At 71.1% G+C, this 25,412-nt stretch carries 22 protein-coding genes and 1 riboswitch; of the genes, 5 read left to right on the forward strand and 17 right to left on the reverse strand.

Annotation, left to right across the window (positions count from 1 at the left end; all coding sequences use genetic code 11):
* Nucleotides 1-25: 25 nt before the first annotated feature.
* Entirely contained in the window at nt 26-535 is a 510-nt protein-coding gene (locus SZ55_RS05610; protein ID WP_044402658.1) for a ferritin-like domain-containing protein, read from the forward strand.
* Nucleotides 532-840, forward strand: a complete 309-nt coding sequence (locus SZ55_RS05615; protein WP_044402661.1) for a DUF2061 domain-containing protein — start codon at nt 532-534, stop codon at nt 838-840. The genes SZ55_RS05610 and SZ55_RS05615 overlap by 4 nt, the downstream gene beginning before the upstream one ends.
* Nucleotides 841-850: 10 nt before the next feature.
* Here SZ55_RS05615 and mbnM read toward each other — a convergent pair whose 3' ends face one another.
* Genes mbnM through SZ55_RS05645 form a run of 7 tightly spaced genes read right to left on the reverse strand, consistent with a single transcriptional unit; the run spans nt 851 to nt 7,844 of the window.
* Entirely contained in the window at nt 851-2,143 is a 1,293-nt protein-coding gene (mbnM, locus tag SZ55_RS05620) for a hypothetical protein (protein WP_152644441.1), read from the reverse strand.
* Nucleotides 2,122-2,691 (reverse strand): methanobactin biosynthesis protein MbnC, encoded by a 570-nt coding sequence (gene mbnC, locus SZ55_RS05625; protein ID WP_082078149.1) that lies wholly within the window; start codon nt 2,689-2,691, stop codon nt 2,122-2,124. The genes mbnM and mbnC overlap by 22 nt, the downstream gene beginning before the upstream one ends.
* Nucleotides 2,684-3,496 carry a methanobactin biosynthesis protein MbnB gene (mbnB, locus tag SZ55_RS05630; protein ID WP_044402667.1) on the reverse strand — a complete coding sequence of 271 codons (813 nt, stop codon included), beginning with the start codon at nt 3,494-3,496 and terminating at the stop codon, nt 2,684-2,686. The genes mbnC and mbnB overlap by 8 nt, the downstream gene beginning before the upstream one ends.
* Nucleotides 3,497-3,550: 54 nt before the next feature.
* The gene (gene mbnA, locus SZ55_RS27310; RefSeq protein WP_074971730.1) at nt 3,551-3,646 is read right to left on the reverse strand and encodes a methanobactin; all 96 of its coding nucleotides are present in this window, start codon (nt 3,644-3,646) and stop codon (nt 3,551-3,553) included.
* A 55-nt stretch (nt 3,647-3,701) separates the two neighbouring features.
* Nucleotides 3,702-4,904 carry a methanobactin export MATE transporter MbnM gene (locus SZ55_RS05635; protein ID WP_082078150.1) on the reverse strand — a complete coding sequence of 401 codons (1,203 nt, stop codon included), beginning with the start codon at nt 4,902-4,904 and terminating at the stop codon, nt 3,702-3,704.
* Nucleotides 4,901-5,779 (reverse strand): MbnP family copper-binding protein, encoded by an 879-nt coding sequence (locus SZ55_RS05640; protein ID WP_044402670.1) that lies wholly within the window; start codon nt 5,777-5,779, stop codon nt 4,901-4,903. Before SZ55_RS05640 ends, SZ55_RS05635 begins: the two co-directional genes overlap by 4 nt.
* Before the next feature lie 10 nt (nt 5,780-5,789).
* Nucleotides 5,790-7,844 carry a TonB-dependent hemoglobin/transferrin/lactoferrin family receptor gene (locus SZ55_RS05645; RefSeq protein ID WP_052807532.1) on the reverse strand — a complete coding sequence of 685 codons (2,055 nt, stop codon included), beginning with the start codon at nt 7,842-7,844 and terminating at the stop codon, nt 5,790-5,792.
* A 327-nt stretch (nt 7,845-8,171) separates the two neighbouring features.
* Nucleotides 8,172-8,367, forward strand: a riboswitch (cobalamin riboswitch).
* 53 nt (nt 8,368-8,420) lie between these two features.
* On the opposite strand from SZ55_RS05645, the gene SZ55_RS05650 reads away from it, so the two are divergent.
* The 3 genes from SZ55_RS05650 (at nt 8,421) to SZ55_RS05660 (ending at nt 11,719) form a co-directional block, all read left to right on the forward strand.
* Entirely contained in the window at nt 8,421-9,104 is a 684-nt protein-coding gene (locus SZ55_RS05650) for an energy-coupling factor ABC transporter permease (protein ID WP_044402672.1), read from the forward strand.
* A 470-nt stretch (nt 9,105-9,574) separates the two neighbouring features.
* On the forward strand, nt 9,575-10,474 hold the full coding sequence (locus SZ55_RS05655; protein ID WP_044403180.1) for a LysR family transcriptional regulator: 900 nt from the start codon (nt 9,575-9,577) through the stop codon (nt 10,472-10,474).
* Nucleotides 10,475-10,507: 33 nt separating this feature from the next.
* On the forward strand, nt 10,508-11,719 hold the full coding sequence (locus tag SZ55_RS05660) for a GGDEF domain-containing protein (protein WP_052807534.1): 1,212 nt from the start codon (nt 10,508-10,510) through the stop codon (nt 11,717-11,719).
* Here SZ55_RS05660 and SZ55_RS05665 read toward each other — a convergent pair.
* Genes SZ55_RS05665 through glgA form a run of 10 tightly spaced genes read right to left on the reverse strand, consistent with a single transcriptional unit; the run spans nt 11,689 to nt 25,348 of the window.
* Nucleotides 11,689-12,345: a glycosyltransferase gene (locus SZ55_RS05665; protein ID WP_044402675.1), complete on the reverse strand. Its 657-nt coding sequence runs from the start codon at nt 12,343-12,345 to the stop codon at nt 11,689-11,691. The two genes, SZ55_RS05660 and SZ55_RS05665, sit on opposite strands and share 31 nt — an antisense overlap.
* Nucleotides 12,342-12,953: a class I SAM-dependent methyltransferase gene (locus tag SZ55_RS05670; RefSeq protein WP_044402679.1), complete on the reverse strand. Its 612-nt coding sequence runs from the start codon at nt 12,951-12,953 to the stop codon at nt 12,342-12,344. Before SZ55_RS05670 ends, SZ55_RS05665 begins: the two co-directional genes overlap by 4 nt.
* A complete protein-coding gene (locus SZ55_RS27880) occupies nt 12,950-13,702 on the reverse strand; it encodes a PIG-L deacetylase family protein (protein ID WP_044402682.1) in 753 nt (250 codons plus the stop codon). The genes SZ55_RS05670 and SZ55_RS27880 overlap by 4 nt, the downstream gene beginning before the upstream one ends.
* A complete protein-coding gene (locus SZ55_RS27885) occupies nt 13,699-14,721 on the reverse strand; it encodes an acyl-CoA dehydrogenase (RefSeq protein WP_044402685.1) in 1,023 nt (340 codons plus the stop codon). The genes SZ55_RS27880 and SZ55_RS27885 overlap by 4 nt, the downstream gene beginning before the upstream one ends.
* Nucleotides 14,721-16,847: a glycogen debranching protein GlgX gene (gene glgX / locus SZ55_RS05685; RefSeq protein WP_044402688.1), complete on the reverse strand. Its 2,127-nt coding sequence runs from the start codon at nt 16,845-16,847 to the stop codon at nt 14,721-14,723. The genes SZ55_RS27885 and glgX overlap by 1 nt, the downstream gene beginning before the upstream one ends.
* Nucleotides 16,848-16,872: 25 nt before the next feature.
* Nucleotides 16,873-17,187 carry a DUF2934 domain-containing protein gene (locus SZ55_RS05690; RefSeq protein WP_044402691.1) on the reverse strand — a complete coding sequence of 105 codons (315 nt, stop codon included), beginning with the start codon at nt 17,185-17,187 and terminating at the stop codon, nt 16,873-16,875.
* Entirely contained in the window at nt 17,184-19,979 is a 2,796-nt protein-coding gene (locus SZ55_RS05695) for a malto-oligosyltrehalose synthase (RefSeq protein ID WP_044402694.1), read from the reverse strand. The genes SZ55_RS05690 and SZ55_RS05695 overlap by 4 nt, the downstream gene beginning before the upstream one ends.
* On the reverse strand, nt 19,972-22,041 hold the full coding sequence (malQ, locus tag SZ55_RS05700) for a 4-alpha-glucanotransferase (RefSeq protein WP_044402697.1): 2,070 nt from the start codon (nt 22,039-22,041) through the stop codon (nt 19,972-19,974). Before malQ ends, SZ55_RS05695 begins: the two co-directional genes overlap by 8 nt.
* Complete coding sequence (treZ, locus tag SZ55_RS05705) at nt 22,038-23,801, reverse strand: malto-oligosyltrehalose trehalohydrolase (RefSeq protein ID WP_044402700.1); 1,764 nt, start codon at nt 23,799-23,801, stop codon at nt 22,038-22,040. The genes malQ and treZ overlap by 4 nt, the downstream gene beginning before the upstream one ends.
* Nucleotides 23,801-25,348, reverse strand: a complete 1,548-nt coding sequence (gene glgA / locus SZ55_RS05710; protein ID WP_044402703.1) for a glycogen synthase GlgA — start codon at nt 25,346-25,348, stop codon at nt 23,801-23,803. Before glgA ends, treZ begins: the two co-directional genes overlap by 1 nt.
* Nucleotides 25,349-25,412: the final 64 nt, after the last annotated feature.

A 25,412-nucleotide genomic window follows, 5' to 3' on the forward strand; every position in this document is an offset into this window, starting at 1 on the left:
TGGGGCACTGCACAGGAGCACCGAGATGACCGAGCGCCACGAACACCTGATCGACTGGCTGAAGGATGCCCACGCCATGGAGCAGCAGGCCGAGCAGATGCTCGAGGCCCAGATCGGTCGCCTGCTGAACTACCCCAAGCTGCGCACCCGTCTGGAGAAGCACCTGCAGGAGACCCGCGACCAGAAACGGCTGGTGGAACAGGCCCTGGAGCGCTTGGGCCATTCGCCCTCCACCCTGAAGGACCTGGGAGCCCGCCTGGGGGCCTTTGCCCAGGCCGCCGGGACCATGCTGGTGGAGGATGAAGTCCTCAAGGCCTCCATGGCCGGGCACGTCTTCGAGCAGATGGAGGTGGCGGCCTACACCGTGTTGCTGGCTGCGGCGGAGGCTGCAGGGGACGAGGAGACCCGCGTGGTGTGCGAGGCCATCCTGCCCCAGGAGCAGGCCATGGCCGAGTGGACGCTGGCGCACCTGCCCGAGCTGACCCAGGCCTTCCTCGATCGTGCCGAGGCACCCGGCCTGGAGGCCAAGCGATGAAGCGCGGACTGCCGGGCTGCTGCGGCCATTCCAGCGGGGCGGAGCAGCCCCTGGTGAAGACCCTCAGCTTCGCCGTGCTGCACTTCAGCATCGCCTTCTGCGTGGCCTACGCCTTGACCGGGAGCGCGCTGCAGGGCGGGCTGATCGCCCTGATCGAACCCGCCTGCAACACCGTGGCGTTCTACTTCCACGAGCGCTTCTGGCGCTGGCGGGGCACCTGCTCCGACCGGGAACAGGGCTACGGCCATGGCAACCTGGCTGGCGTCATCAAGTCACCCCAGGCCATGGAGCGCCGCGAGCCTTGAGCCGAGGGGCTCAGCCCTCGGGGCGTTCGCCAGGCCCTGCCAGGCTGGCCCAGGCCTTCCTGCTGTGCAGCCCCGTGATCACGCACAGTTCGGGCAGCAGCAGATAGGCATAGGCCAGGGGTGGGCAGTCCAGCGCCATGCCCGCCAGCAGCACCGGCAGGCCGACCAGCCACAGGGCAGCGGCCTCCAGCCGGCCGACCTCGGCGAAACGCCCGGCCGCCTGGTACTGGGCGCGCTGGAGGTTGCCCAGCACCCGCAACGGCAGGGACAGCGCGAGCAGCAGCAGGCCGGCCGTCCACCAGGGGCCCGATTGCCCGTAGAGCTGGCCGAGGGCCTGAATTGCCAGCAGCAGGCCCACCGACGCCACGGCAGCGACGGGCAGCGCCCGCCGCCGCACTTCATCACGGATCGCCACCGGGTCACCCGCAGCCAGGCGCAGGGCGAGAAAGCGCAGCAGGGCGTTGAGCGGCGACAGCACCAACATCCCCAGGGTGAGCACGGCGGAGAACCCATCCAGGCGCCCGGCGGACTCCGGCCAGGGGCGGTCCATGGCCACCAGCGTCACCGCCGCCAGGCCGAAGGCCTGGATCGCCAGCACCCGCTGGCTCTCCCAGCCGCTGTGCAGCAGCGCCTGCCGGCACCAGGCCCACCGAGGGCGCCACGGTTGGCCTGGGGAGGCGTGGGCCAGGTGGCGTAGCAGCCAGGCGCAGGTGCCGAGGTTCAGCAACAGGCCGGCGATGAAGCAGCCCGAGAGGCCCGCACCGAACCCCAGGACCAGCGCCAGGTCCAGCACCAGCCGTGCCAGCAGCTCGACGCCCTTGATGCGCAGCGCCTGGCGGCCCTCGCCACGGGCGTGGAGCAACAGGCCGGCGCAGCTGTTGAGCAGGCGCAAGGGCGTGGCGAGGAAGAACCAGGGCAGCGCCGCCATCACCTCGGGCAACTGCGCTGCTTCGCTGTGCAGCAGCATCGGCAGCAACCCCAGGCCGGCCAGGGCGCCGAGCAGGCCCAGAGGTACGCCCAGCGCCCCTGCCAGCACCAGGGCCGGACGCAGTCCTTCCCCGTGCCGGCCCGCGCGCTGGGCCTGGCTGGCCATCACCGATAGCGCGGTGCCCAGGGCCATGGTGACCACCAGTTCCAGCAGTGCCAGGCGGGTGAGCAGTGCATACAGGCCGGCCTGGCCGTCGCCGGCCCGGGCCAGCACCGCCAGGTCGATCTGCGGCCCCAGCTGGCCGGCGGCAAAGGCCAGCAGCAGGGCCAGGTAGCCGTGCCAGAAACGGCTGTTCAACGGGGCAGGTCGGTCCATCCGGGGAACCCCTCGGAGAGGTCGCCGGTGGCGCTGGTGAAGTAGCCGAAGGCGGCAGCGGGTGCGGGCAGGGGCTCCTCCAGCTCGAAGCGCTCGACCTGGCGGCCGGCCTCCAGGCTGCTGGCCTTCCAGCCGCACACCAGGTCGGGCAGGGCGGCGCTGCCGAGCACGATGCCGCGCTGGCGGGAGCGGTCGCCGGTGGCCCAGCGGGCGGCGGAGGCGGCCATCAGGCTGTAGCGCAGCTCATCGTCCACCGCATCGCGGAACGCCGACTGCTGCAGCCACACGTACACCCACAGGTACCAGGCCCAGTTGAACGAGCAGCCCTGTTCCACCGCCCAGGCCATGAACGGGCGGAAGATCGCCAGTCCATCGGGGCCGGAGAGCGCCAGCAGGCCGGGGCAGATGTCGAACAGGCTGTGCCAGTAGACCCGCAGGCTGGTGTCGATGCGCACGAAGGCGCGGGAGTCGCGGGGGTAGTCGCCCTGGCGGGCCGGTTGGTAGAGGGCCGCCAGCAACTGGCTGTCGGTGCGCGGCTGGTCAGCCATGGCGGCGCACCTCCGGTTGGGCGAACAGCGTGCGCAGGGTGGCCAGGTCGTTGTCGATCTCGCGCTGCACGAAGGCGTCGTCACGCTCGTAGGTGAGGGTGGCGCCGGGGCTGTCGAAGCGCTCGCGCCAGGTTTCGATGAAGGCCAGGGTTTCGTCCGACAGCGGGCGGTCGTGGGTGTCCAGCACCAGGTGTGGCTGGAGGATCGACAGGTTGTAGCCGGCGACGTGGAAGTGTCGGGAGGCGTCGATCACCGGCAGCCAGGCCTCCAGGGGCACGCCGCAGTTGAGGTGGGCGCACACCGCGTTGGAGATGTCGAACAGCACCCCCGCACCGGTCTCCCGGCACAGCCGCTCGAAGAAGGCCGGCGCATCGTGGCCGCCTTCGAGGATGGACGGGTAGTTCTCCAGCAGCAGCTGGCAGCCCAGGTGCTGCTGCCAGGCGTCCACGGCGTCACGCACGCGGGCGTAGTCGGCCTGGTAGTCGATCTCGGCCAGGTGGTAGAGCTGGCGCCCCTCGTGGCTGAAGCGGGCGACGTGGTCGGAGACGTACAGCGGCTTGACCCGGTCGATCAGCGTGCGCAGGCGCTGGGCCATGTCGTCCAGGCTGGCGGCGTCGGCCTCGATGAAGCGCGAGAACATGATGTGGAACCCCATCGGCGCGTCGAAGGCCCCGGCCAGGGTGTCCGCGTCGAGGGTGAGGAAGTTGTCGATCAGCAGTTCCACGTAGTCGATCCGCCCTTCGGCCAGCAGGCGACGGACCAGGGGCGTGGTTTCCCCGAGGGTGAAGTTGAATCCCAGGCGCATGGTTCCTCCTTGTCGGGAACCCACGCCGGCGCCAGGCGCCGGCGTGGGTGGGGCTCAGTTCACCCCGAGCGGGGCGCAGCAGGCACCACAGCAGGCACCGGCACGACCGGCGACGGTGAGGGTTTTCTTGCTGGCGATCTTGATGTTCATGGGGTTTCTCCTTGTGGATCAGCAATGAAAGGAACGTCGTTCGACGGCAGCGCCGTCAGGGTTGTGAGGTGGAACGGTGGGCGGTTTCTCGGTGCGCAGCCTCCTGGGTGTGGGTGGGTTGGAACCGGTAGCCCGCCGGCCAGGGGTCGGCGTAGCGGGGGTCATGGGGCAGGCTCAGGTCGGTGAGGCTGCCGAGGAAGGCTTCGAGGTCGTCCAGCTCGGCCTCGCTGAGGTCGATGCGGGCGATCAGCCCGCTCTTGTGCGGGTTGCGCCGGCCATCGCCCTTCAGTGGCCCCTCGGGAATGTCGCGGCCGCCGGCCGAGTAGATGCGCAGCACCTCGCGCAGGGTGGCGGCGCTGCCGTCGTGGAAGTAGGGCGCGGTCAGTGCCACGTTGCGCAGGCTGGGGGCGCGGAAGGCGCCCATGTCCTGGGCCTGGGCGGTCAGCTCGAACACGCCCCGGTTGGGGAAGGGGTAGGTGCCCTGGTCGTCCAGGTTGTAGAGCCCGGTGTTGTGGAAGGGCGTTTCCACCTCGCGGGTGCGGGCATGCACCACCTGGTCGTTGAAGTTGAAGCTGCCGTGGCAGTGGTGGCATTCGGCGCGTTCGCCGAAGAACAGCTCCATGCCGCGCTTTTCCGCGGCCGTCAGTTGCAGGCGGCCTTGCAGGTAGCGGTCGTAGCGGCTGTCCACCGCCAGCAGGGTGCGCTCGAAGGCGGCGATGGCGCGGATCACCGAGGCCATGCTGATGGGCTCGGGGTTTTCGGGGAACGCCTGGGCGAACAGCGGCGGGTACAGCGGCTCGTTCCGCAGGCGCTGGAGGATGGTGGCGCGGTTGCCGTCGTTCACCCCCATCTCCACCGGGTCGTCGCCGAACAGCGGGCCTTCCATCTGCCGCTCCAGGGACACCACGGCCGGGTTGGCCCAGTTGTAGGTGGCGTTCCAGGCCACGTTGGCCAGGCCCGGTGCGTTGCGGTGGGTGAGGGCGCCGGCGCTGCCGGTGGAGCGCGGCGTGCGGTCGCTGAAGGCCTTGGCCTGCAGGTGGCAGCCGGCGCAGGCGAGGGTGCCGTTGCCGGAGAGGCGCGGGTCGTAGAACAGCCGGCGGCCCAGCTCCACCTTGGCGGCGCTCATGGGGTTGTCTGCCGGTACGCGGGGCGCGGGTACGTGGCTGGGCAGTGGCCAGGCCCAGTCCTGCGCCAGGGCGCTGCCGACCAGCCCGAGGCCGGCCAGCAGTGCGGCGAGTCGGCCGATGCGCCGCGTCATGGCCGGGGCACGACGCGCAAGGCCGGAACCTGGCCATCCGGCAGCGGCTGGCCGCTGGCCAGGTCCAGGCCGAGGCGGGCGAACACTGCCGGGCATTCGGGGTCGTCCGGGCCGCTCATGCAGCCCACTGCGCCGCCCTGGTCACGGCCGAGCTGGCTGCCGGCCAGCAGGCTGGACAGGTCCAGCGCCACGGCATCGCGCCGGGGGTCGAAACCGCGCAGGGTGACGGGCACCCGGTTGGCCCGCAGGCAGGCCACCGTTTCGCCGGTGAGTGGGTTGCCGCTGCAGCCGGTTGAGCCCAGGTGCAGGTACCAGCTGGGGGCGCGGGCGCCATCGGCCTTGGCCACGCCGCCCTCCGGGTTGACCTCGAGCTTGGCGAACTTGCGCCCGGCCTGCCAGCTCCAGCCCATGGCGGCGATGTCCAGGGGCGGGCCCTGGAGTTCGGTGCTGGTGTGGTTGAGGGCCTCGGGCACGCCGAGGCTGAAGCGCAGGCCGACGTAGTCACCGGCCGGTGCCTGGCCGCGCACCTGGGTGCGGGTGGCCGGGGTGCCGCCCTGGCAGGTGCCGGTGGCGTCCTCGAAGTCCAGCAGGGCGACCTGGCCGTCCTGCCAGTCGTCGTGGTCGAGCACCAGGGGCACGGCCTGGCCGTCGGCGCGGACCAGCGCCACGTCCTGCACGTAGAACCGTGCATCGCGCAGGGTCGAGGAGCGGGCATCGGCGCCCAGCGGGCCCAGGGGCGCACCGCAGCGGGCGGGGTGTCCGTTGGCCAGTAGGGCGAAGTCGATCACCACCGGCTGCGGGCCGCTGGGGGCCTGGGCGGCGCATGCCGAGAGCAGGGCCGTGCCGAGCAGAAGGGGAAGGCGATGGGCGTGCATGGGCGGTCTCTCAGAAACGCGAGCTGAGGGTGAGGTTGACGCTGCGGCCTTCCTCGTAGCTGAAGGTGTTGGCCTGGGTCTGCTGGTAGGTGGCGTAGGCCTGGTCGAACAGGTTGGTCACTCCCAGGTCGACGCGGTACGGGTCGCGCTCCCAGGTCAGGCCGATGTCGTGCAGGGCGTAGCCGTCGCGGCGGCGCAGCAGGGTGTCGTCGTAGTCCTGGGCCTTGACGAACTGCCCGCGGTAGTTGACCGACCACTGCTCGTCGAGGCGGTAGCCCAGGGTCAGGGCCAGCTTGTCCGGCGGGGCGTAGAGGTCGGCGCCGGTCTGGGCGTTGCGCGAGCGCAGCTGCGAGTACCCCAGGCCGACGCTCAGGCGGTCCAGCTCGTAGGCCGCCTCGATCTCGCCACTCCGGCGTTCGGCCCGGGCCACGTTGCGCCGCTGGAAGACCTGGCCGACGCCGGCGAAGGGCGCCTGGCGCACATAGGTGCCGACCACCTGGGAGTCGATCAGGTCGTAGACATCCTCGTCGAAGCCGGTGGCCTTGAGGCGGAACTGGTCGCCGCTGGCCAGCAGGTCGCTGAAGTCCAGGGTGAAGCCGGCTTCCCAGGTCTTGCTGGTCTCCGGTTCCAGGCCCGGGTTGGGGCGGAAGTTGAACAGCGCCCGGCGCGTGTCCAGGTTGCCGTACATCTCGGTCATGGTCGGCGCGCGGAAGGCTTCGCCGTAGCTGACGAACAGCCCCAGGGGGTCGATGGGCTGGTACTTCAGGGCGATCTTCGGCGAGAGGCGGCTGTGGCGGGCGTCGCCCTGGCCGGGGGAGGACAGCTTGTAGTCGTCGTGGCGCAACGCGGCGATCAGGGTCCAGCGGTCGAAGGTCTGTTCGCTCTGGATGAAGCCGCCAAGGGCGCGCAGCTCGCCGTCGGGCAGCACCGAATTGCCCTGGCCGTTGGAGGTGTTCTCGGCGGTGTCCTTGTAGTAGTCCACGCCGTAGGTGAGGCGCTGCCGGTCGTGCTCGCCCACCTCGAAGGTGCTGGTGTTCTGCAGGCTGCCGCCGTCGGTACGGGTCATGGCCGAGGTGTCGGCCTGGGGCGGTGTCGAGCGGCTGTGGCCGGCGAGGCTGAAGCGGGTGCGGTAGAGGCTCAGCTTGCCGTCCAGCCAGCTGCGGTCGGTGTCGTGGAACGACCAGTTGCCGGTGTACTGCTCCTGCCGGCGGCGGGTGTCCTGATCGAAGGGGAACACCAGGTTGCCGCCGGGGTTGGTGGGGCCGGTGAAGTCGTCGTCGAAGGTCTGGCGGCTCAGCTCCACCCGGTTCAGTTCGCCCAGGTTGAGGCCGGCCTTGAGCAGGCTGGCGCCCAGGTCGCCGTCGTTGGGGTACTCCGAATCCGCGCCGCCCTTGCCGGTGTGAATGGCGCCGTAGTTGCGGTAGGTGGCACTGGCCAGCACGTCGGCCTGGTCGTTCATCGCTGCGGCGGTGAGGTGGGTGGAGAAGGCCTCGTTGCCGCTGCGGTAACCCACCTTGGCCTGGCCGCCGTAGCCGCGCTCGGGGTCGACGTAGTCTTCCGCTGCCAGGGTTTCGAAGGCCATCACGCCGCCCAGGCCGCCGCTGCCATAGGCCGCCGACATGGGGCCGCGCACCACGTCCACCTGGCGGATGAAGTCGGGGTCGAGCAGCAGCGGGCTGTTCACGCCGCCCTCGTTGTTACGCCGCGCACCGTCCACCGTGAGGATGATGCGTGGCCCCTGCAGGCCACGGATGGCGGGGATCTGTGCCGCAGGGCGGGGGCCGCCGCCGAAGTTCACGTTGGGCAGGCTGCGCAGCACGCTGGACAGGCTGTCGGCCTGGGTATCGTCGAGGGCCTTGCGGTCCACCGTGGACACCGAGGCCGGCAGGTCGAAGCTGCTGTTGGCGCTGCGGGTGGCGGTGACGGTGGTGCTGTCCAGCACCAGGGTCTTGTCGTCTTCCTGGGCCTGGGCGGCGGCGCAGAGCAAGAGCAGCAGCGGCCAGGCCGTGGCGGGCGAGGGGAGGAAGGCGGAGCGCCAGAACGAAGGGGATGGCATCACGGCCATGGGCGTCGGTCCCTGTTGTTGTCGAGTGGTTCCGGGAACGACTTGAGCCGCATGGTGCCGAGCTGTCCGATCCCTGGATGACTACCGGGCGCCTCATGGCGCCCGCATGCACTTGGCAGGCCTCTGGGGCGCTGCGGGACGGATGCTAGCAAGGCCCCCCGATGCGGCCCGACTGCGACGAGCTGCCACACCCCGGGCGCCCGGTGGCCTGCGGGTGGCGCCTGGCTGGCAGGGGAAAGTCGACTGTGGCGGACTGTCGCAGGCAGGGAGGCGCACGGGGCGCTCGCGGGGGCGCAAAAATTTGCCTTTGCCGCCCGCAGGCCCGCCAGTAAGATGGCCGCCGATGGTTTCCGGGCAACCGCCCGGAGCAACAGGGAACATGGTGCGGCGCAACGCCCAGGCCATGGCTGCCCCCGCAACTGTAAGCAGCGAGCGAAACCCGAAGCACCACTGGCCCCGGCCGGGAAGGTGGGTGAAGCATTGACCTGCGAGCCAGGAGACCTGCCATCCGTAACGGGCACGAGGCCCGACCCCTAGAACTGGTCACCGCGCGGTGGGCGCGGCAAGGAACCGCACATGCATATCGAACCCGGCGTCGTCGAAGGCGCCAAGCTCCTGCTCAGCTATGGCACCGCCGTCACCGCCTTCGGCCTGACCGCCAAGATGGCCTACGACAGCATCCGCACCAACGGCGGCATCAGTGCCCTGGCCCTGCGCAGCCTGATCGCCACGGCCCTGGTGTTCTGCTTCTTCGAGGTGTTCCCGCACCACGCGGTGGGGGTCTCCGAGGTCCACCTGATCCTCGGCTCGACCCTGCTGCTGATGTTCGGCGCGGGCGCGGCCGCCATCGGCCTGGCCGCCGGGCTGCTGGTCCAGGGCCTGTTCTTCGCCCCCTTCGACCTGCCGCAGTACGGCATGAACGTCACCACCCTGCTGGTGCCGCTGTGGGGCATCAGCCTGCTGGCCAACCGCATCATCCCGGCCCGCACCGCCTACGTGGAAACCCGCTACAGCCAGGCCCTGGCACTGTCCACCGCCTACCAGGGCGGCATCGTCGCCTGGGTGGCCTTCTGGGCCTTCTACGGCCACGGTTTCACCGCCGAGACCCTGGCCTCGGTGAGCACCTTCGGCCTGGCCTACATGAGCGTGATCCTGGTGGAGCCGCTGATCGACCTGGGCGTACTGGCCCTGGCCAAGACCCTGTCGCGCTACAGCCAGGGCCCGCTGTTCAACGTCCGCCTGCACCACGCCGCGGCCTGAACCGACACACCTGCCGCCCGGCTGCAATGGCCGGGCGGCCTCGTCATTACCCTTCGAATCCGTCCTGTTTCCGTCGCCCAAGTTTCACATGGCTGTGAATGTGACGACTTTCCGACGCCTCGCAACATCCAAGTTCGCCAGTAAACGGCGGCACATGACAACTTCCCCGGATTAATCCCGTCGCTCACAACTTGGCCAACTTCCAAGTTTCGTCCGGCTCAATACGAAATTTTCCCTCGAACTGCTGAAAGCCCCGCCGCGTGTGGGCTTGGCGCACTCCTTGACAAAAGTCCGGCGCCATTGAATCGACCTCGCAAAGCACGGCAGTTAGCGCGCTACTTGCCGGCTAAGTTCATTCGAAAAATGGAGATTGGCAGTCCGGAAATGTAGGTTCTCTGCAAAAAATACGGCTGTTAGCATGAAAACTGCACGACGCGGATAAGTCTCGACGAGTTTCGAAGTTGGTGAAGATGCTGGATGACTTGGCTTTATTCGTGCAGATCGTACGGGCAGGGAGCTTCGCAAAAGCAAGCAGGGTGCTAGGGATACCTGCCAATACCCTCAGCCGCCGCCTGATGAGCCTGGAACGCAGTCTCGGCACGGCCCTTTTTCTCCGCTCCACCCGGTTGCTGCGCTGCACGGCCGATGGGGAGCGGCTCTACCAGAAATGCAAGACGAGCATCGACCACCTGGGCAACGCCCTGGCCACCTTGCGTGACGACGCCCAGGGCATCGTCGGCCAGGTGCGCATCCAGGTGCCCACGGGCTTTTTCGAATGCCAGGAGAACGGCTTCTTCAGCCAGCTCCTGCGCCAGCACCCGGGGCTGGAACTGGACGTGGTGGTGGCGGACCACGAGCCGGACCTGGTGCTGGACGGGCTGGACCTGCTGTTCTTCCTCGGTGAGCTGAAGAACGACGCCTACGTGGTACGCAAGCTGTTCGACCTGGAGCTGGGCCTCTACGCCAGCCCCGGCTACCTGGCCATGCACGGCGTGCCGGAGCGGGTGGAGGACCTGGCCGAGCACGCCTGCCTGCACCTGAAGAACGTCCAAAGCTGCGAGTTGCATTCGAGCTGCGGCCGCCGGACCTATCGCCTGCGCCCCAACGGGCGGCTGGCGACCACCTCCGGCTCGGCCCTGCTCAACGCGGCGATCAACGATTCGGGCATCGCCCTGCTGTCCACCCTGGCCGCGGAATGGCGCAAGGAGCAGCTGGTGCGCATCCTGCCCGACTACGCCGTACGCGGGCGGGCGCTGCATGCCGCCTATTCCAGCCACCGCACGCTCTCGGCCTGCGGGCGTGCGGTGCTCGACTTCGCCGTGGCGACGGCCCAGCAGGCCTGCGACCTGGTGCAGACCGGGCATGCCTGATGGGGACCGGCGCCGCCGGGGGGAGAGTAGGGAATGCGCGATCCGGACAACGAGCAGCTGTACCAGGCACACCAGGGCCGGACCTTCATGCGTCCGCGCTTTCCGCCCCGCCTGGAGCAGCAGTACCGCGAATCGCTGACGCGGGATTTCCTGCCGTTCCAGAAGGCCTCGGCCGTGGTGGTGCTGCTGGTGTGGGCGCTGTTCATGGGGCTGGACCTGCTGCACTTCGACCTGCAGGCCGGCCTCGATGGCTGGCTGGTACTGCTGGCGGGGGTGCGGGTCGGCATCCTGTTGCTGCTCACCAGCCTGGTGCTGCAGATGCTGCTGCGCGGCATCGAGGCCTACTCGGTACGCTTCGCCTCGTGGGTGCTGCTATTGGTGCTGGCCGGTGGCATGGCCTCGATCTTCATCTACCGCATCAAGGGCCTGTACTTCTCCGACGGCATCTTCGCCTTGCTCGGCGTGGCGGCCTTCTTCCCCCTGGGCATCAGCTTCCGTCGCAGCCTGCTGGTGGCCCTGGCGCTGTTCGCTCTCTGGCTGCTGGTGGGCTACCCGGTGTACGCCGCAGAGGCACCCGAGCAGTACGGCTCGGTGTCCCTGGTGTTCCTGCTGTCGATCCTCGCCTGTGCCACGGGCGGCTACATCCGCGATCAGGTCAAGCGCGAACAGTTCCTCCTGCGCGAGCTGCTCAAGTGGCAGTCCAGCCATGACCCGCTGACCGGCCTGCACAACCGCCGCGCCTTCGACCAGCACGTGCAGACCGTGCTGGGCCTGGCCGCGCGTGAGGGCGCGAGCCTGGCCCAGCTGATCATCGATCTCGACTACTTCAAGCAGTACAACGACTACTACGGCCACCAGGCCGGAGACGCCGCCCTGTGCGCGGTGGCCGGGGTGCTGGAGGCCTTCGCCCGCCGCCCGCTGGACATCGCCGCGCGGCTGGGTGGCGAGGAGTTCACCCTGGTGCTCTACGACGTGGAAGAGGCCCATCTGGAAACGGTGGCGCTGCGGATCGTCCAGCAGGTGCGGGCCCTGGAAGTCCCCCATGCGCGATCGGCAGCCGCCCCGGTGCTGACGGTGAGCGTCGGTGCCTGCCTGTTCCACCTGCCTGTCAGTGAGGCGCTGATGTACCGCCGCTCCGACGAGCTGCTCTACGAGGCCAAGCGCCTGGGCCGCAACCGCAGCTGCGTGGCCGTGGAGGGTTCGCCGGTGGCGCTTCAGGAGGAGGCCAGCAGCGCCCTCAGGTAGCCGGCGAAGCCCTCCGGCGCGCGCCCCAGCAGCCGGGCACTGGTGTACACCCGGGGCCGCGCGCTCCAGGCGATGCGCGCGCCGATCCGGGCGAAGGCCTGCACCAGGTGCACGTCCTCATGGGCCGGCAGGGGCGCAAAGCCACCGGCGCGCAGGTAGGCGTGGGCGCAGAAGCCGAGGTTGGCGCCGTGCACGTGGCGGTGATCGTCGGCGTCGCAGTAGTGCTGCTCATAGCGGTCCCGGATGTGCTCCGGCAGGTCGTCCCAGTCGGCGACCTGCACGGTGCCGCAGACCAGTTCCGCTCCCATTTCGAGCTGGTCCACCAGCCAGTTGGCATCCACCACGCTGTCGGCGTCGGTGCAGGCGATCCAGCGGGCGCCGGCTTCCAGCAGCGACCTCGCGCCTTCGCCTCGCGCACGGCCCACGTTGCGCGCCTGAAGCGCCCGCGTCTCCACCCCGTAGGCATGAGCGATGGCGGCGCTGCCGTCGCTGCAGCTGTCCAGCACCACCAGCACGCGCACCGGCTCGCCGCCCAGCCCTGGGTGCGTGGCTGCGCGGAGTACGGAGTCGAGGCAGGCACCCAGGTGGGCTTCTTCGTCATGCACGGGGATCACCACGCCGATCATGCCGGCCCCTCGCGCAGGCCTTCGCGCTGGGCCACCGTGGTGGCGTCGCGGCTCCACACCTCCATCAGCAGGTCGGGCTCCTCGTGATAGAGCAGCCGGGGCATGTCCAGCGCGCCTCGCAGGTAGCCGTGGACGTCGTCGCCGGTCAGCGGGCAGCCCTCGATGGCGGGGCGCCAGTGGCAGGCCAGCAGCGTGCCCTGCTCGGTCAGCGACTCGCGCGCCTGCTTCACCAGCCGCTGCAGGTCCGTCGGGTCCAGGTAGTAGCCCAGCTCGCTGAACAGGATCAGGTCGAAGCGCCCCCGTGGCCATTGCTGGGGCAGGCGCGCCTGTACGAAACGCACGTTGGGCTTGCGCGCCACCCGCCGCCGGGCCAGCTCCACGGCCCGTTCCGAGGTGTCGCAGGCCAGCAGCTCGTGGCAGCGGTCGGCCAGGCGCAGGCTCAGCTCGCCGTTGCCGCAGCCGGGCTCGAAGACCCGCTCGTAGAAGCCGCGCGGCAGCGCCGCCAGCACCAGGTTGCGCTTGCGCCGCTCGTACCAGCGGCGGCGGAAGGCCCAGGGGTCGGCGCTGCGCCGGTACAGCGCCTCGAAATAGGCATCACCCACGCTCATATGAACACCAGTTCGAAGGGTTGCAGCAGGCGCGCCAGGGCCGCGTCGTCGAGGATCGGCCCGTGGCCGTCCGGCGAGGCATCCAGCTGGCTGGCGAAGGCTGCCACCGCCCGCTGCTTGCGCGCCCGTTGAGAGGGATCGAGGGGCAGCCGACGGGCCCGCTCCCAGGGCAGGCGCGGGTCTTCCGGCCTGGCCCAGTGCCAGGCCCACACCGGGTACTCGCAGACGTGGCAGCCCACCGCCTGGGCAGCGGCCAGGGTGGCCCGGCCACAGGCCTCGTGGTCCGGATGGCCGTCCCCGCGCCAGGTGGTGAACACCACGTCGTCTGCCCGCAGGCGTTGGCCGAGCCAGTCGGCCAGCGCCTGTTCACCGGCAGCGATCCCGCCGTCCGGCAGGCCGGCCCGCCAGCAGGGAATGTCCCGGTCCGGCACCAGGCGCTGCAGTGCCTCGCGGCTTTCCTCCGGGCGTACCTGGGCCAGGTAGTTGGGCGGCCAGGCACGGGAGCCGGGGTGACTGGCCTCGCCATCGGTCACGGCGATCACCTGGCACGCGCGCCCCAGCTGCGCCAGCTGCTGAATCAGCCCGCCGCAGCCGAGCACCTCGTCATCCGGATGGGGCGCGACGATCACCGCGCGCTGCCCGGGGCCCACCATTTCCGCTGCGTCGAGGGTGGGCACCTGCGCCAGGTGCGACGAGGCCTGCCAGGCCGCCAGCGGCGTGCCGAAGCCCCAGGCGGGGTCGGCCCTCATGGCAGCCAGCCTCCGGCCGGCGCCTGGGCGGCCAGTTGGCCCAATGCCGCCAGGTCCCGTTCGGCGTGGCTCTGGCGCAGGTACACCGGCAGGTCGGCGAGCAACCTCGACAGGTGCGGGTCCAGGCAATAGGGCGCCGCGCCCAGGGCGTGGCCGACATGCAGCAGGGTGGCTTCGGCGGCCGCCTCGACCACCGCACGCAGGCGCCGGGCGATGTGCTCGGCGTCCTCCAGGGGGTGGGCGTCGATCCATTCTGCCGCATCGGCCAGGGCGCAGCCGGCGGCGTACAGCTGCGCGTCCACCGCACCCAGGTGGGCGAGAGCGTGGGGTTCGCCCTGCTCGGCGCAGCGTCGGCGCAGGGCTTCGGCCAGCGCCTGGGTGGCGCCGAACCAGCAGGCGGCGATGCCGGCGCCGCCGTGCCAGAAGCCCGGCCGGTGCAGGTAGCCGTCCGCCGGGCCGACGCAGTGCCCCCGGGCCTGGTCGAAGAGCACGCTGTGGCTGCCGGTGGTGCCCATGCCGCAGGCGTGCCAGACCCCGTCCTCGAAGGCCACGCCCGGCTGGTCCAGGGCCACGGCCACCAGTTGCTGGCTGCCGTCCTCGGCCCAGGCGGTGAGCAGCGCATGGCTGAGCACCCGCGCGCCGGAACACCAGGCCTTGCGGCCATCCAGGCGCACATCCTGGGACGTGGTGCGGCCGTTGAGGTGGACCCGGGCGTCCGGCGGTTCGGCGGCCCAGGTGCCCCAGGTGCTGTCCGGCGGCGGTGCGTCCGCCCCCAGTTCGTGGAGGATGGCCAGGGCATCGGTGTGCCCCTCGTAGAGCTTGCACAGCCCCAGGTCCCGCGCGGCGACGCGGGCCAGGGCGCGCCAGCGGTCCAGGGTGGCGCCGTCACCGGGTTGCGGCAGGCAGTCCAGCCCGGCGGCCACCAGCTCCCGCAGCGCCTGCCCGAGGGCGGCGGTGTCGTCCACCGGCAGGGGTTCCAGTGCAAGGCGCAGGCGGTCGAGGAAGAAGCCGCCCGCCATCAGTCGGCCTCCTTGCGCAGCTCGAACAGCACCAGGGCGCGGCCGGTCACCACGAATTCCTCGCCGAACTCGTGCCGGGCCAGGCCCCGCTCATCCGGGCGGGCGGTGTCCGCCAGGCACACCCAGGCTACGCCCTGGGCCACTTCCGGAAGCTGGAAGGCCACGCCCTCGTGGTGCGCGTTGAGCAGGATCAGCAGCGTGGCGTCGGCACCGCTGCGGCGGATGCCGGTGGGCTGCGCGCGGCCGTCCAGCAGCACGCCCAGGCTGCGGGTATGGCCGTCGTCCCATTGCTCGGGGGTCATCTCCCCGCCGTCGGGGGCGAGCCAGGTGACGTCGCGCACCCCCAGCTCCTCGTTGTAGTCGCCCACCAGGAAGCGCCCCCGGCGGAGGATCGGGTAGGCGCGGCGCAGGCTGATCAGGCGCCGGGTGAAGTCCAGCAGGCCCCGGCCTTCGTCGTCCATCTCCCAGTCCACCCAGCCGATCTCGTTGTCCTGGCAGTAGGCGTTGTTGTTGCCGTGCTGGGTGCGACCGAACTCGTCGCCGGCCACCAGCATCGGCGTGCCCTGGGAGAACAGCAGCGTGGCCATCAGGTTGCGCATCTGGCGCAGGCGCAGCTCGCGGATCTCCGGGTCGTCCGTGGGGCCTTCGGCACCGTGGTTCCAGGACAGGTTGTTGTCGCTGCCGTCGCGGTTGTCCTCGTCGTTGGCCTCGTTGTGCTTGTGGTCGTAGCTGACTACGTCGCGCAGGGTGAAACCGTCGTGGGCGGTGATGAAGTTGACCGAGGCGAAGGGCCGCCGGCCGCGCTGGTTGAACAGGTCGCCGGAGGCGGTGAGCCGCCGGGCCAGGTGCCCCACCTGGCCGGGGTCGCCACGCCAGAAGGCACGCACGGTGTCGCGGAAGCGGTCGTTCCACTCCACCCAGCCCGGCGGGAAGCCGCCCACCTGGTAGCCGCCGGGGCCGCAGTCCCAGGGTTCGGCGATGAGCTTGACCTTGCTCAGCACCGGGTCCTGGCGGCAGGCGACGAGGAAGCCGTGGCGCTCGTCGAAGCCGTGGGGGTGGCGGCCGAGGATGGTGGCGAGGTCGAAGCGGAAGCCGTCCACGCGCATCTCCGTCGCCCAGTAGCGCAGGGAGTCGGTGACCATCTGCAGCACGCAGGGGTGGCTCAGGTCGAGGGTGTTGCCGGTGCCGGAATCGTTGATGTAGTAGCGCCGGTCATCGGGCATGAGGCGGTAGTAGGTGGCGTTGTCGATGCCGCGCATGGACAGGGTCGGGCCCAGCTCGTTGCCCTCGGCGGTGTGGTTGTAGACCACGTCGAGGATCAGCTCCAGCCCGGCGTCGTGCAGGTGCGCCACCAGCTCCTTGAATTCGTTGACGTGGCCGCTGGCGAGGTACGCCGGGTGCGGCGCGAAGAAGGCCAGGGTGTTGTAGCCCCAGTAGTTGTTCATGCCCTTTTCCAGCAGGTGCTGGTCGTTGACGAAGGCATGGATGGGCAGCAGCTCGATGCTGCTCACGCCCAGGGAGCGCACGTGCTGCAGCAGGTCGGCATTCATCAGTCCGGCGAAGGTGCCGCGCAGGTGCTCCGGCACCGAGGGGTGGCGCATGCTGATGCCGCGCAGGTGGGTCTCGTAGATCACCGTGGAGTCCCAGGGCACCCGCACCGGCTTCTGCTCGGGCCAGGTGAAGGCCGGGTCCAGCACCTTGGACTTGGGCACGAAGGGCGCGCTGTCGCGCTCGTCGAAGGAGAGGTCGGCGTCCGGGTGGCCGATGGTGTAGCCGAACAGCGACTCCGACCAGCGCAGCCGCCCCACCAGCTGACGGGCGTAAGGGTCCACCAGCAGCTTGTTGGGGTTGAAGCGGTGGCCGGCGTCGGGTTCGTAGGGGCCGTGTACCCGGTAGCCATAGATCAGCCCCGGGTGGGCGTCGGGCAGGTAGCCGTGCCAGATCTCGTCGGTGTACTCGGGCAGTTCGATGCGCTCCAGTTCCCGCTCACCCTTGCTGTCGAAGAGGCACAGCTCGACCTTGGTGGCGTGGGCGGAGAACAGCGCGAAATTCACGCCCAGGCCGTCCCAGGTGGCGCCGAGTGGAAAGGGGTGGCCTTCGGTGATCCGTGAGCGTTGCCTGCTCATATGGTGGCTCCTGTACGGCCTGGGGTCAGGCTTTGGGTGTCTTGGGGGTGCGTRGGGCGCGGGGTTTCTTCAGCAGGGCGGGCTTTTCCTCGGCCTCGCTGGCGGCGGGCTTGGCCGCCCGAGGGCGGCGGGTGGGAGTGACCGGGCCGGAGGAGGTGTCCACCGCCCGAGGCTTGCTGGCCGGCCGCGAGGTGGGTTCCGGCGGGGTGTCGCGGGGCTTCTCGCGCTGGGCCAGCTTGCGCGCCATCTCCCAGTGGCGAGCGTCCTGGCCGTGGGGACGGCCCTCGGATTCCCAGATCTGGTAGGCGAGCTCGCGGACGCGCTGATCGTCGGTGTTCATGGCATGACTCCTGTGGCATGGGGGCGGAAACACAGCAGGTTGACGGGGAAGTCGGCGAGCGCCCGGGACAGGGCCAGGCCTTCGGGACCCACCTGGGGCGGCTCGCGGCTGAACACACCGGCGAGGGCGCCGGTGGCCGGGTCGAAGGGCAGCTCCACGCGGGTGTCGCCCCAGCGCAGGGGCGGCACCTGGGGCACCTCAGTGCCTTCCAGCAAGGCATCCACCAGGCGCGGGGCGATCACCACCAGGTACTCGCCGTCGCGCTGGCGGGCGAAGGCGATCACCCGCTCGGCGTGTTCGCCGTGCACCGGCAGCGGCTGGTAGTCGCCCCGGGCGAACAGCCCGGCGCGGGCGTAGCGCACCGACAGCACGCTGCCGATCAGCCACTGCTTGATGCGCCCGTCGCGCCAGCCCAGCAGCAGGTCGGCCTGGTCGCGCAGGGTGCCCAGGGCGTCGATGCGCGCGGCGTAGTCCACCGGCCGGCGGTTGTCCGGGTCCACCAGGCTGAAGTCCCAGAACTCGGTGCCCTGGTAGAGGTCCGGCACCCCCGGCGTGGTCATGCGCAGCAGGCATTGCACCAGCCCGTTGAGGGCGCCGCTGGGGGCGATGGCCATGGCCGCGTCGGCAATGCCGCGACGCAGCTGGGCGGTGGCATCGCTGCCCAGCAGGCTGTCGAGGAAGGCGCGGCATGCGCCCTCGTAGTCGCCGTTGGGGGCGCTCCAGCTGGTCTGCAGCTTGGCTTCGCGCAGGGCCTTTTCCTGCCAGCGCAGCAGGCGCTCGTGGTAGGCGGCGAGGCCGGCGTGGTCGTCGGCTGCCAGGTCCAGCGGCCAACTGCCCAGCAGGCATTGGTAGAGCACCAGCTCGTCGCCGGGGCTGATGGCCAGCGGGCCGGTCGCTTCGCGCAGGGGCGCGGCCAGGCGCCGCCACTGTTCGCAGCATTCGGCGAACCAGGCAGCGCGCTCGCTGAGCACCGCCAGGCGCGCGCGGCTGTCCTCGCCGCGCTTGTGGTCATGGGTGGCGGTGGTCAGCAGGTTGTCCGGGAAGCTCTGCGCGCGGGCCTGGCAGGCCGCGTGGAAGGCCTCCAGCGGGGCGCTGAAGCGTTGCGGGTCGAAGCCCACGTCGTTGCGCGAGAGCAGCACCGCCGAGCGGTAGCAGGCGGTGTCCTCCACGGCCTTGGCCGCCGCCGGCGCGGTGAGCTGCTGGAAGCGCGCCACCACCTGCCGGCGCAGCCGGCGCTGGGCCAGGGGCACGGCCCGCAGCGGTTCGCCGCCGAGCCAGCGCTCCAGGTGGTCGAGCAGCGGGCGGTCGGCGTCGCCCAGTTCTGCGCAGGCCGCGTCGAAGGCCTGGCGGAACAGTCGCTGGTCCTGGGTGGAGCGGCCGCAGGCGTTGACGTAGGTGCGGTAGACGCTGAACTGACCGATCAGCGCGTGCAGCGCCCGGCGGATGCCGCCGAGGGTCAGGTCGCGGGTCGCCAGGTCGCTGCGCGCCACCTGCAGCAGGGCCTGGGCGAGGTTCTCCAGGTCGCCGGCGAGGTTGCTGCCGAGGATCAGTTCACGGGCCTCGCGGACCTCGTCGAGGAAGCGCGGCGAACGCCCGCTGGTCTCGCTCCACAGGCCGCACAGCTGCAGTTCGCCGAGGGGCGAGTGTTGCAGCAGCGACACCTGGTTCATGAATTCGTAGCCGGTGGTGCCGTCCACCTGCCAGTCGCCGGGCAGCGCCTCGTCGGGGCCGAGGATCTTCTCCACGTAGATGGGGAAGGGCTGCTCCGCCAGGCCGGCCGGGCGTTGTGCCGCCAGCCGCTGCACCCGGCGGCGCAGGCGGCGGCAGTAGCCGCGCGGGTCGGCCAGGCCGTCGACGTGGTCCAGGCGCAGCCCATCCACCAGGCCGCGCTGGATCAGCTCGAAGACCTTGGCATGCACCGCTTCGAACACCTCCGGGCGTTCCACCCGCAGGCCGCCCAGCTCGTTGATGTCGAAGAAGCGCCGCCAGTTGATGTCGTCGGCGGCGGTGCGCCAGCTGGCCAGGCGGTAGTGCTGGCGCTCCAGCAGGGCGTGCAGGCGTTCGAAGCCCGTCGGGTCGTCGCCCCGGAACGCCGCCAGGGCGTTCGCCAGTGCCTCGCCGGTCGGCGCGGCGCGGCCCAGGGCCTGGCGCAGCTCACGGGCGCGCTGCCAGGCGTCGGCGGAGCCTTCGAGGGTGTCGAAGCTGGCGGCCAGGGCCTGCAATGCCGGGTCGTCGGCGCGCCGCAGCACCTCGCCGTAGGTGGCCGGCCAGAGCGGGAAGCGGTGGTCGAAATGCTGGGCGTAGAGCGCGCCGCTGCTGCCGTCGTAATGCAGGCGCACCTCGCCGGCGGCGAGGACTTCCGCGTAGTCGCTGCGCAGGAAGGGGATCAGCAGCTGCCCGCGCAGCAGCGGGTCGTGGGATTGCCACTGGATGTCGAAGAACTGCGCGTAGGGGCTGGCGCGGCCCCATTCGAGCACGTCCAGCCACCAGGGGTTGTCGCCGCCGCCCACGGCCATGTGGTTGGGCACCAGGTCGAGGATGAGCCCCATGTGGTGCTCGCGCAGGGCGGCCACCAGGCGCTCCAGGGCCGGCTCGCCGCCCAGCTCGGGGTTGACCCGGGTGGGGTCGACCACGTCGTAGCCGTGGGTGGACCCGGCCCGGGCCTGGAGCACGGGCGACAGGTACAGGTGGCTCACGCCGAGACGGGCGAAGTAGGGCACCTGGGCGCGGGCGTCGTCGAGGGTGAAGCCGGCGTGCAGTTGCAGGCGCAGCGTGGCACGCAGTTCAGTCATGGGGGTGTTCCTGTTGCCGGCGGGTGTGGTCGAGGCGCTGCAGGCGGGCGCTCACCTCGGGGCGTTCGAGCAGGCTGGCGGCGGCCTCCGGCCAGCGCCGGCGCCAGTTGGGGTGCAGGTCGCCGGGGCCGGGGAGGTTGGGTTGCTCCTCGCTGCCGACGGCGTCCTCCAGGGGCAGCAGCACCAGGGGCGCGGGTGTCCGGCCGATGAAGGCGATGGCCGCATCGAGGTCGTCTTCGGGGGCCTGGCCGTGGCGCTGGCCGCTGGCGTGCAGGGCGCTTTCCAGGGCCTGGCGTTCCCGCTGGCGGTGCTCACGGTCGGCCTCGGCCTGCTCGGGCCGGGTCTGGCCAGCGGCCTCGCGCCAGTGGATGTCGCGCCCGGCGAGCCAGCCGCGCAGGGTCGGCAGGTCGTGGGTGGTGGTGGTGGCCAGGGCATCCGCCGGCCAGGCGTCGGGCGGCGTGAAGCGGCCGTCGGCCTGTTCGAACAGCAGCACGCGCATGCCGAGGATCAGTCGCCGGCCGAGGGCTTCGCGCAGCCCCTCGGGCACGGTGCCGAGGTCTTCACCGACGATCAGCGCGCGGTGGCGGGTGGCTTCCAGGCAGAGCAGGCGCAGCAGGTCTTCGCGGGGGTAGTTGAGGTAGGCGCCATGCCGGGGATCGGCGCCTTCCGGTAGGACCCAGAGGCGCTGCAGGCCCATCACGTGGTCGATGCGCAGGCCGCCGGCGTGGGCGAGGTTGGCCCGCAGCATCTCGATGAAGGCGCGGAAGCCCTGTTGGCGCAGGCCCTCGGGGGAGAAGGCGGAGATGCCCCAGGCCTGGCCGCTGCGGTTGAGGATGTCCGGCGGGGCGCCCACCGTCAGCGACGGCAGCAGTTCGGCCTGGCGCGCCCAGGCCTGGCTGCCGGCACCGTCGGCGCCCACGGCCAGGTCGGCGATCATCCCGACGGCCATGCCGGCACCGCGCGCGGCACTCTGGGCGCGGTCCAGCCCGCGCGCCACCAGCCACTGGGCGAAGGCGTGGAAGCGCACCTCGTCGGCATGCTCTTCGGCGAAGCGCAGCACCGCCGGGCTGGTGGGGTCGCGGTAGGGCTCCGGCCAGGTGCGCCAGTCGGTGGGCAGGCCGCTGCGGCTCATGAAACCGTGCAGGGCTTCGAAGCGGCAGTGCTGCAACAGGGCGTCGCCGGCGTGCTGGCAGAAGCTGTCGAAGTCGACGCTGTGCAGGTTCTCCCCGGCGGCGAAACCCTGGTAGAGCTGGCGCAGCAGCTGCAGGCGGGCGGCGGAGGCGGCCGGCCAGTCCACCAGCGGCAGGGACTCCAGGCGCTGCAGCTCGGGGCCGAGGCCGGTGGCGAGGACCGCCTCGCGCCAGGCGCGGTCGCCGAGGATGCTGGCCGGCGCGGCGTGCAGCACGTTGAACAGCAGGCGGCTGGAGGGCGAATAGGGGCTGTAGCGCTGCAGGTCGGCGCTGAACATGGCGTGCACCGGGCTCAGAGCGATGGCGTCGGCGCCCTGGGCGGCGGCGCTGCGCACCAGCTCTTCCAGGGCCTGGGTGTCCCCCAGGCCGCCGTCGCCGGGGCGGCGCAGGCCGTACAGCTGGGCCGCCAGGCCCCAGATGTGGCGGCGGCGGTGGTCGCTGAGCTGGGCGACGCTGGGGCAGGCCGGCGGGGCGACGGCGAGGGTCACCGCCTGGTCGCCCAGGTGCAGCTGGTGGTAGCCCCAGGCGGTGAGGGCGGGCAGGCACGCCTGGTCGTCCAGGTGGCCATCCACCACGCCGCCGTCTTCCAGCTGGACGCGGAAGGCGGCGCCGGGCCGGGCATGGGCGGCGAGTGCCAGGGGCTGGCCCTGGTCCAGGGTCAGCAGCCGGGGCAGGGTGGCGGCCTCATGCCGGGCCTGCAGGTGGGCCAGGCTGCCGGCGATCTGCTGCTCGCTCTGGGCCGGGTAGCCGAGGGCCTCCAGCAGCGCGCGCAGGCTGTCGGGAGCGACCTGTTGCGGGCGGCCGTCGGCGTCGGTCCAGTGGACGCTGAACCCCGCCGCCGTGGCCAGGGCTTCCAGCTGGGCGTCGCTCATCGCGGGTCCTCCAGGGTGACCACCATGCTGTGGGGGGGCAGCACGCCCTGGCGGTAGTCGGCGTCGTCGATGCCGTCGGCATGCAGGGTGCGGGCCTCGGGGTGGGGCAGCGGGGTGCGTACGGTGACCGCCGAGAGGTTCAGGTCGATGCGCAGGTGGCTGCCGTCGCCCAGCCGCCAGCCGGCGGAGACGGCCTTGTCCTCCAGCACCCGCGCGCCGATGGCCTGGCTGCCCGGCAGGCGCGGCACCAGGTGGGCATGACGCACCTGCAACAGGCGCTGGTAGAGCCGGCGCCAGGCCTCGGCATCGGCTTCGGTGGCTGCGGCGCTGTCGGGCATGGAGCGGCTGAAGGTGGAGAAGTCGTTGGGGTCGGGGATGGCGTCGCGCTGCTCGGGCCGGGTGAAGGCGCTGAAGGCGGCGAACTCGGCGCGGCGGCCTTCGCGCACGGCCTGGCCGAGGGCTTCGTTGTGGGAGGTGAAGTACAGGAAGGGCTGCTCGGAGCCCCATTCCTCGCCCATGAACAGCAGCGGCACCATGGGGCTGAGCAGCAGCAGGGCGATGCTGGCCCGCAGCGCGGCGGGCTCCGCCAGGCTGGCCAGGCGCTCGCCCAGGGCGCGGTTGCCCACCTGGTCGTGATTCTGCAGGAACAGCACGAAGGCGGTGGGCGGCAGGTGCGCGCTGGGTTCGCCGCGTTGGGCGCCGCGCGGGCTGGTCTCGCCCTGGTAGACGAAGCCTTCGCCCAGGCAGCGGGCCAGGTGGCTGGTGGGTTCGCGGGCGAAGTCGGCGTAGTAGCCCTCGTCCTCGCCGGTGAGCAGCACATGCAGCACGTTGTGGCCGTCGTCGTTCCACTGGGCGTCGAAGCCCTGTTCCAGCAGGCTGGCGGCGTTGTCTTCGTTCTCCAGCACCAGGTGCACGTGGCGCCCGGCGGTGGCGCGGCGCACGCGGTCGGCCAGCTCGACGAGGAAGTCGCGGTCGGGGATGGCGTGCACCGCATCCAGGCGCAGGCCGTCCATGCGGTAGTCCAGCAGCCACATCAGCGCGTTCTCGCAGAAGAAGTCGCGCACCTGCACGCGGCGGAAGTCGATGGCCGGCCCCCAGGGGGTGTGGCGGTCGTCGCGGAAGAAGGCGCCGGCGTAGCGGCCGAGGTAGTTGCCGTCCGGGCCGAAGTGGTTGTAGACCACGTCCACCAGCACCATCAGGCCCAGCTCGTGGGCACGGTCCACCAGGGCGCGCAGTTCGTCGGGGGTGCCGTAGGAGGATTCCGGGGCGAACGGCAGCACGCCGTCGTAGCCCCAGTTGCGCGCGCCGGGGAATTCGGCCAGGGGCATCAGTTCGATGGCGGTCACCCCCAGTTCGGCGAGGCCGGGCAGCAGGGCGGTGACCTGGCTGAAGCCGCCGAGCAGGCCGACGTGCAGCTCGTAGATCACCGCCTCGTGCCAGGGGCGCCCGTTCCACTCGGTGCAGCGCCAGGCATAGCGGGACGGGTCCTGCACTTCGCTGTCGCCGTGCACGTCGTCCAGCTGGCGGCGCGAGGCCGGGTCGGGCACCTCCAGTTCGCCGTCGATGCGGAAGCGGTAGGCGGTGCCAGCCCCCACCGGCAGCTGCACGCTGTACCAGCCGTCGGCGTGGGGAGTCATGGGGTGGGTCTCGCCCGAGGCAAGGCGCAGCTCCACCTGGCGGGCGTCCGGTGCCCAGAGGGCGAAGCGGGTGCTGCCGTCGTCCTGGAGCCAGGCGCCGTGGCTGCGGGTGACCGGGTACATCAGCGCGCCCCTCCGCTGGCGAGGGTGACGCGCTGGCCGATCAGCCGCTGGTAGAGCTGGTCGTAGGGCAGCACCGACTCGCGCCAGAACAGCGGCGCGGCCATGGCCTGGCAGCGCATGGCGTCCAGCAGCTCAGGGTGGCGGTAGACGTTCAGCGCGCGCTGCACGGCGTCCCAGTAGCTGGCGGCATCGGGCTCGCGGAACAGGAAGCCGGTCACGCCGTCCTCGATGGTGTCCGCCAGGCCGCCGGTGCAGCGGGCGATGGGCAGGGAGCCGAAGCGCTGGGCGTACATCTGGCTCAGGCCGCAGGGTTCGAAGCGCGACGGCATGAGCAGGAAATCGCTGGCGGCGAACAGGCGGCGGGCGTCGGTCTCGTTGAAGCCGACGCGCACGCCGATGCGCCCGGCATGGCGCTGCGCCAGGGCCTCCATGGCCAGCTCCAGTTCGGGCTCGCCACGGCCGATCACCGCCAGGCGGCCGCCCTGGGCGACGATGCGGTCGGCGATCTCCAGGGTCAGGTCGATGCCTTTCTGCTGCACCAGGCGCGAGACCACGGCGAACAGCGGGGCGGGTTCGCTGTCCAGGCCGTAGAGCTGCTCCACGTAGCGGCGGTTGGCCTGCTTGCCCTGCCAGGCGCGGGGGGCGAAGCCTTCCACCAGGTGGGTGTCGCTGCGCGGGTCCCAGCTCTCGTCGATGCCGTTGGTGATGCCGCTCAGGCGGCCTTCGGCGACGCGTTGGCACAGCATGCCTTCCAGGCCGCAGCCGAAGGCCTCGGTGGTGATCTCGCGGGCGTAGTTGTCGCTCACCGTAGTGGTGTGCCGGGCGTGGGCGATGCCGGCCTTGAGGAACGACAGCTTGCCGTAGAACTCCATGCTCTCGGGGCGGAAGGCCTGCTCCGGCAGGCCCAGCTCGGGGGCGCTGTGGGGGTCGCAGAGGCCCTGGTAGGCCAGGTTGTGGATGGTGAACACGCTGGGGGTGGCCTGGCCGCGCCAGGCCAGGTAGGCCGGCGCCAGGCCGCTGGGCCAGTCGTTGGCGTGCACCAGCTCGGGCACCCAGCTGAGGCCGGCCTGGCCGCCGGCGAGGTCGGCGGCGGCCAGGCCCAGGCGGGCGAAGCGGATGTGGTTGTCGGCCCAGTCGCGGCCATGGGCGTCGCCATAGGGGGTGCCTTCGCGCTCGTACAGCTCGGGGCAGATCAGCACGTAGACGATCAGCCCGTCCGGCAGGTCCATGCGCCCGACCCGGCAGGGCGGCAGGGCGGCGTGCCCCGGCAGGCGGCCGATCACCCGGATCGGGTGGCCGCTGTGCAGCACCGAGCGGTAGCCGGGGATCAGCACGCGGATGTCGTGGCGGGAGGCGAGGGCTCGGGGCAGGGCAGCGGAAACGTCCCCCAGGCCACCGACCTTGACCAGGTCGGCGAACTCCGAGGTGACGAAGAGGATTCGTTTTTTCTGGCTATTGGTTCCAAGGCTTTCCACGTGCAACTGGGGCCGACTGGCGAGGGTGGACCCCAGGCCTTCGAGTTGAAGGCTCACTACCGCATTTCCCATACCATCCTCCGCTTTCGAATATCCCTGAACGGGGCGGCGGAGCGCCGGGGCGCAAGCCATCTAT

The sequence above is a fragment of the Pseudomonas sp. FeS53a genome (genome assembly GCF_000931385.1).
Lineage (GTDB): Bacteria > Pseudomonadota > Gammaproteobacteria > Pseudomonadales > Pseudomonadaceae > Metapseudomonas > Metapseudomonas otitidis.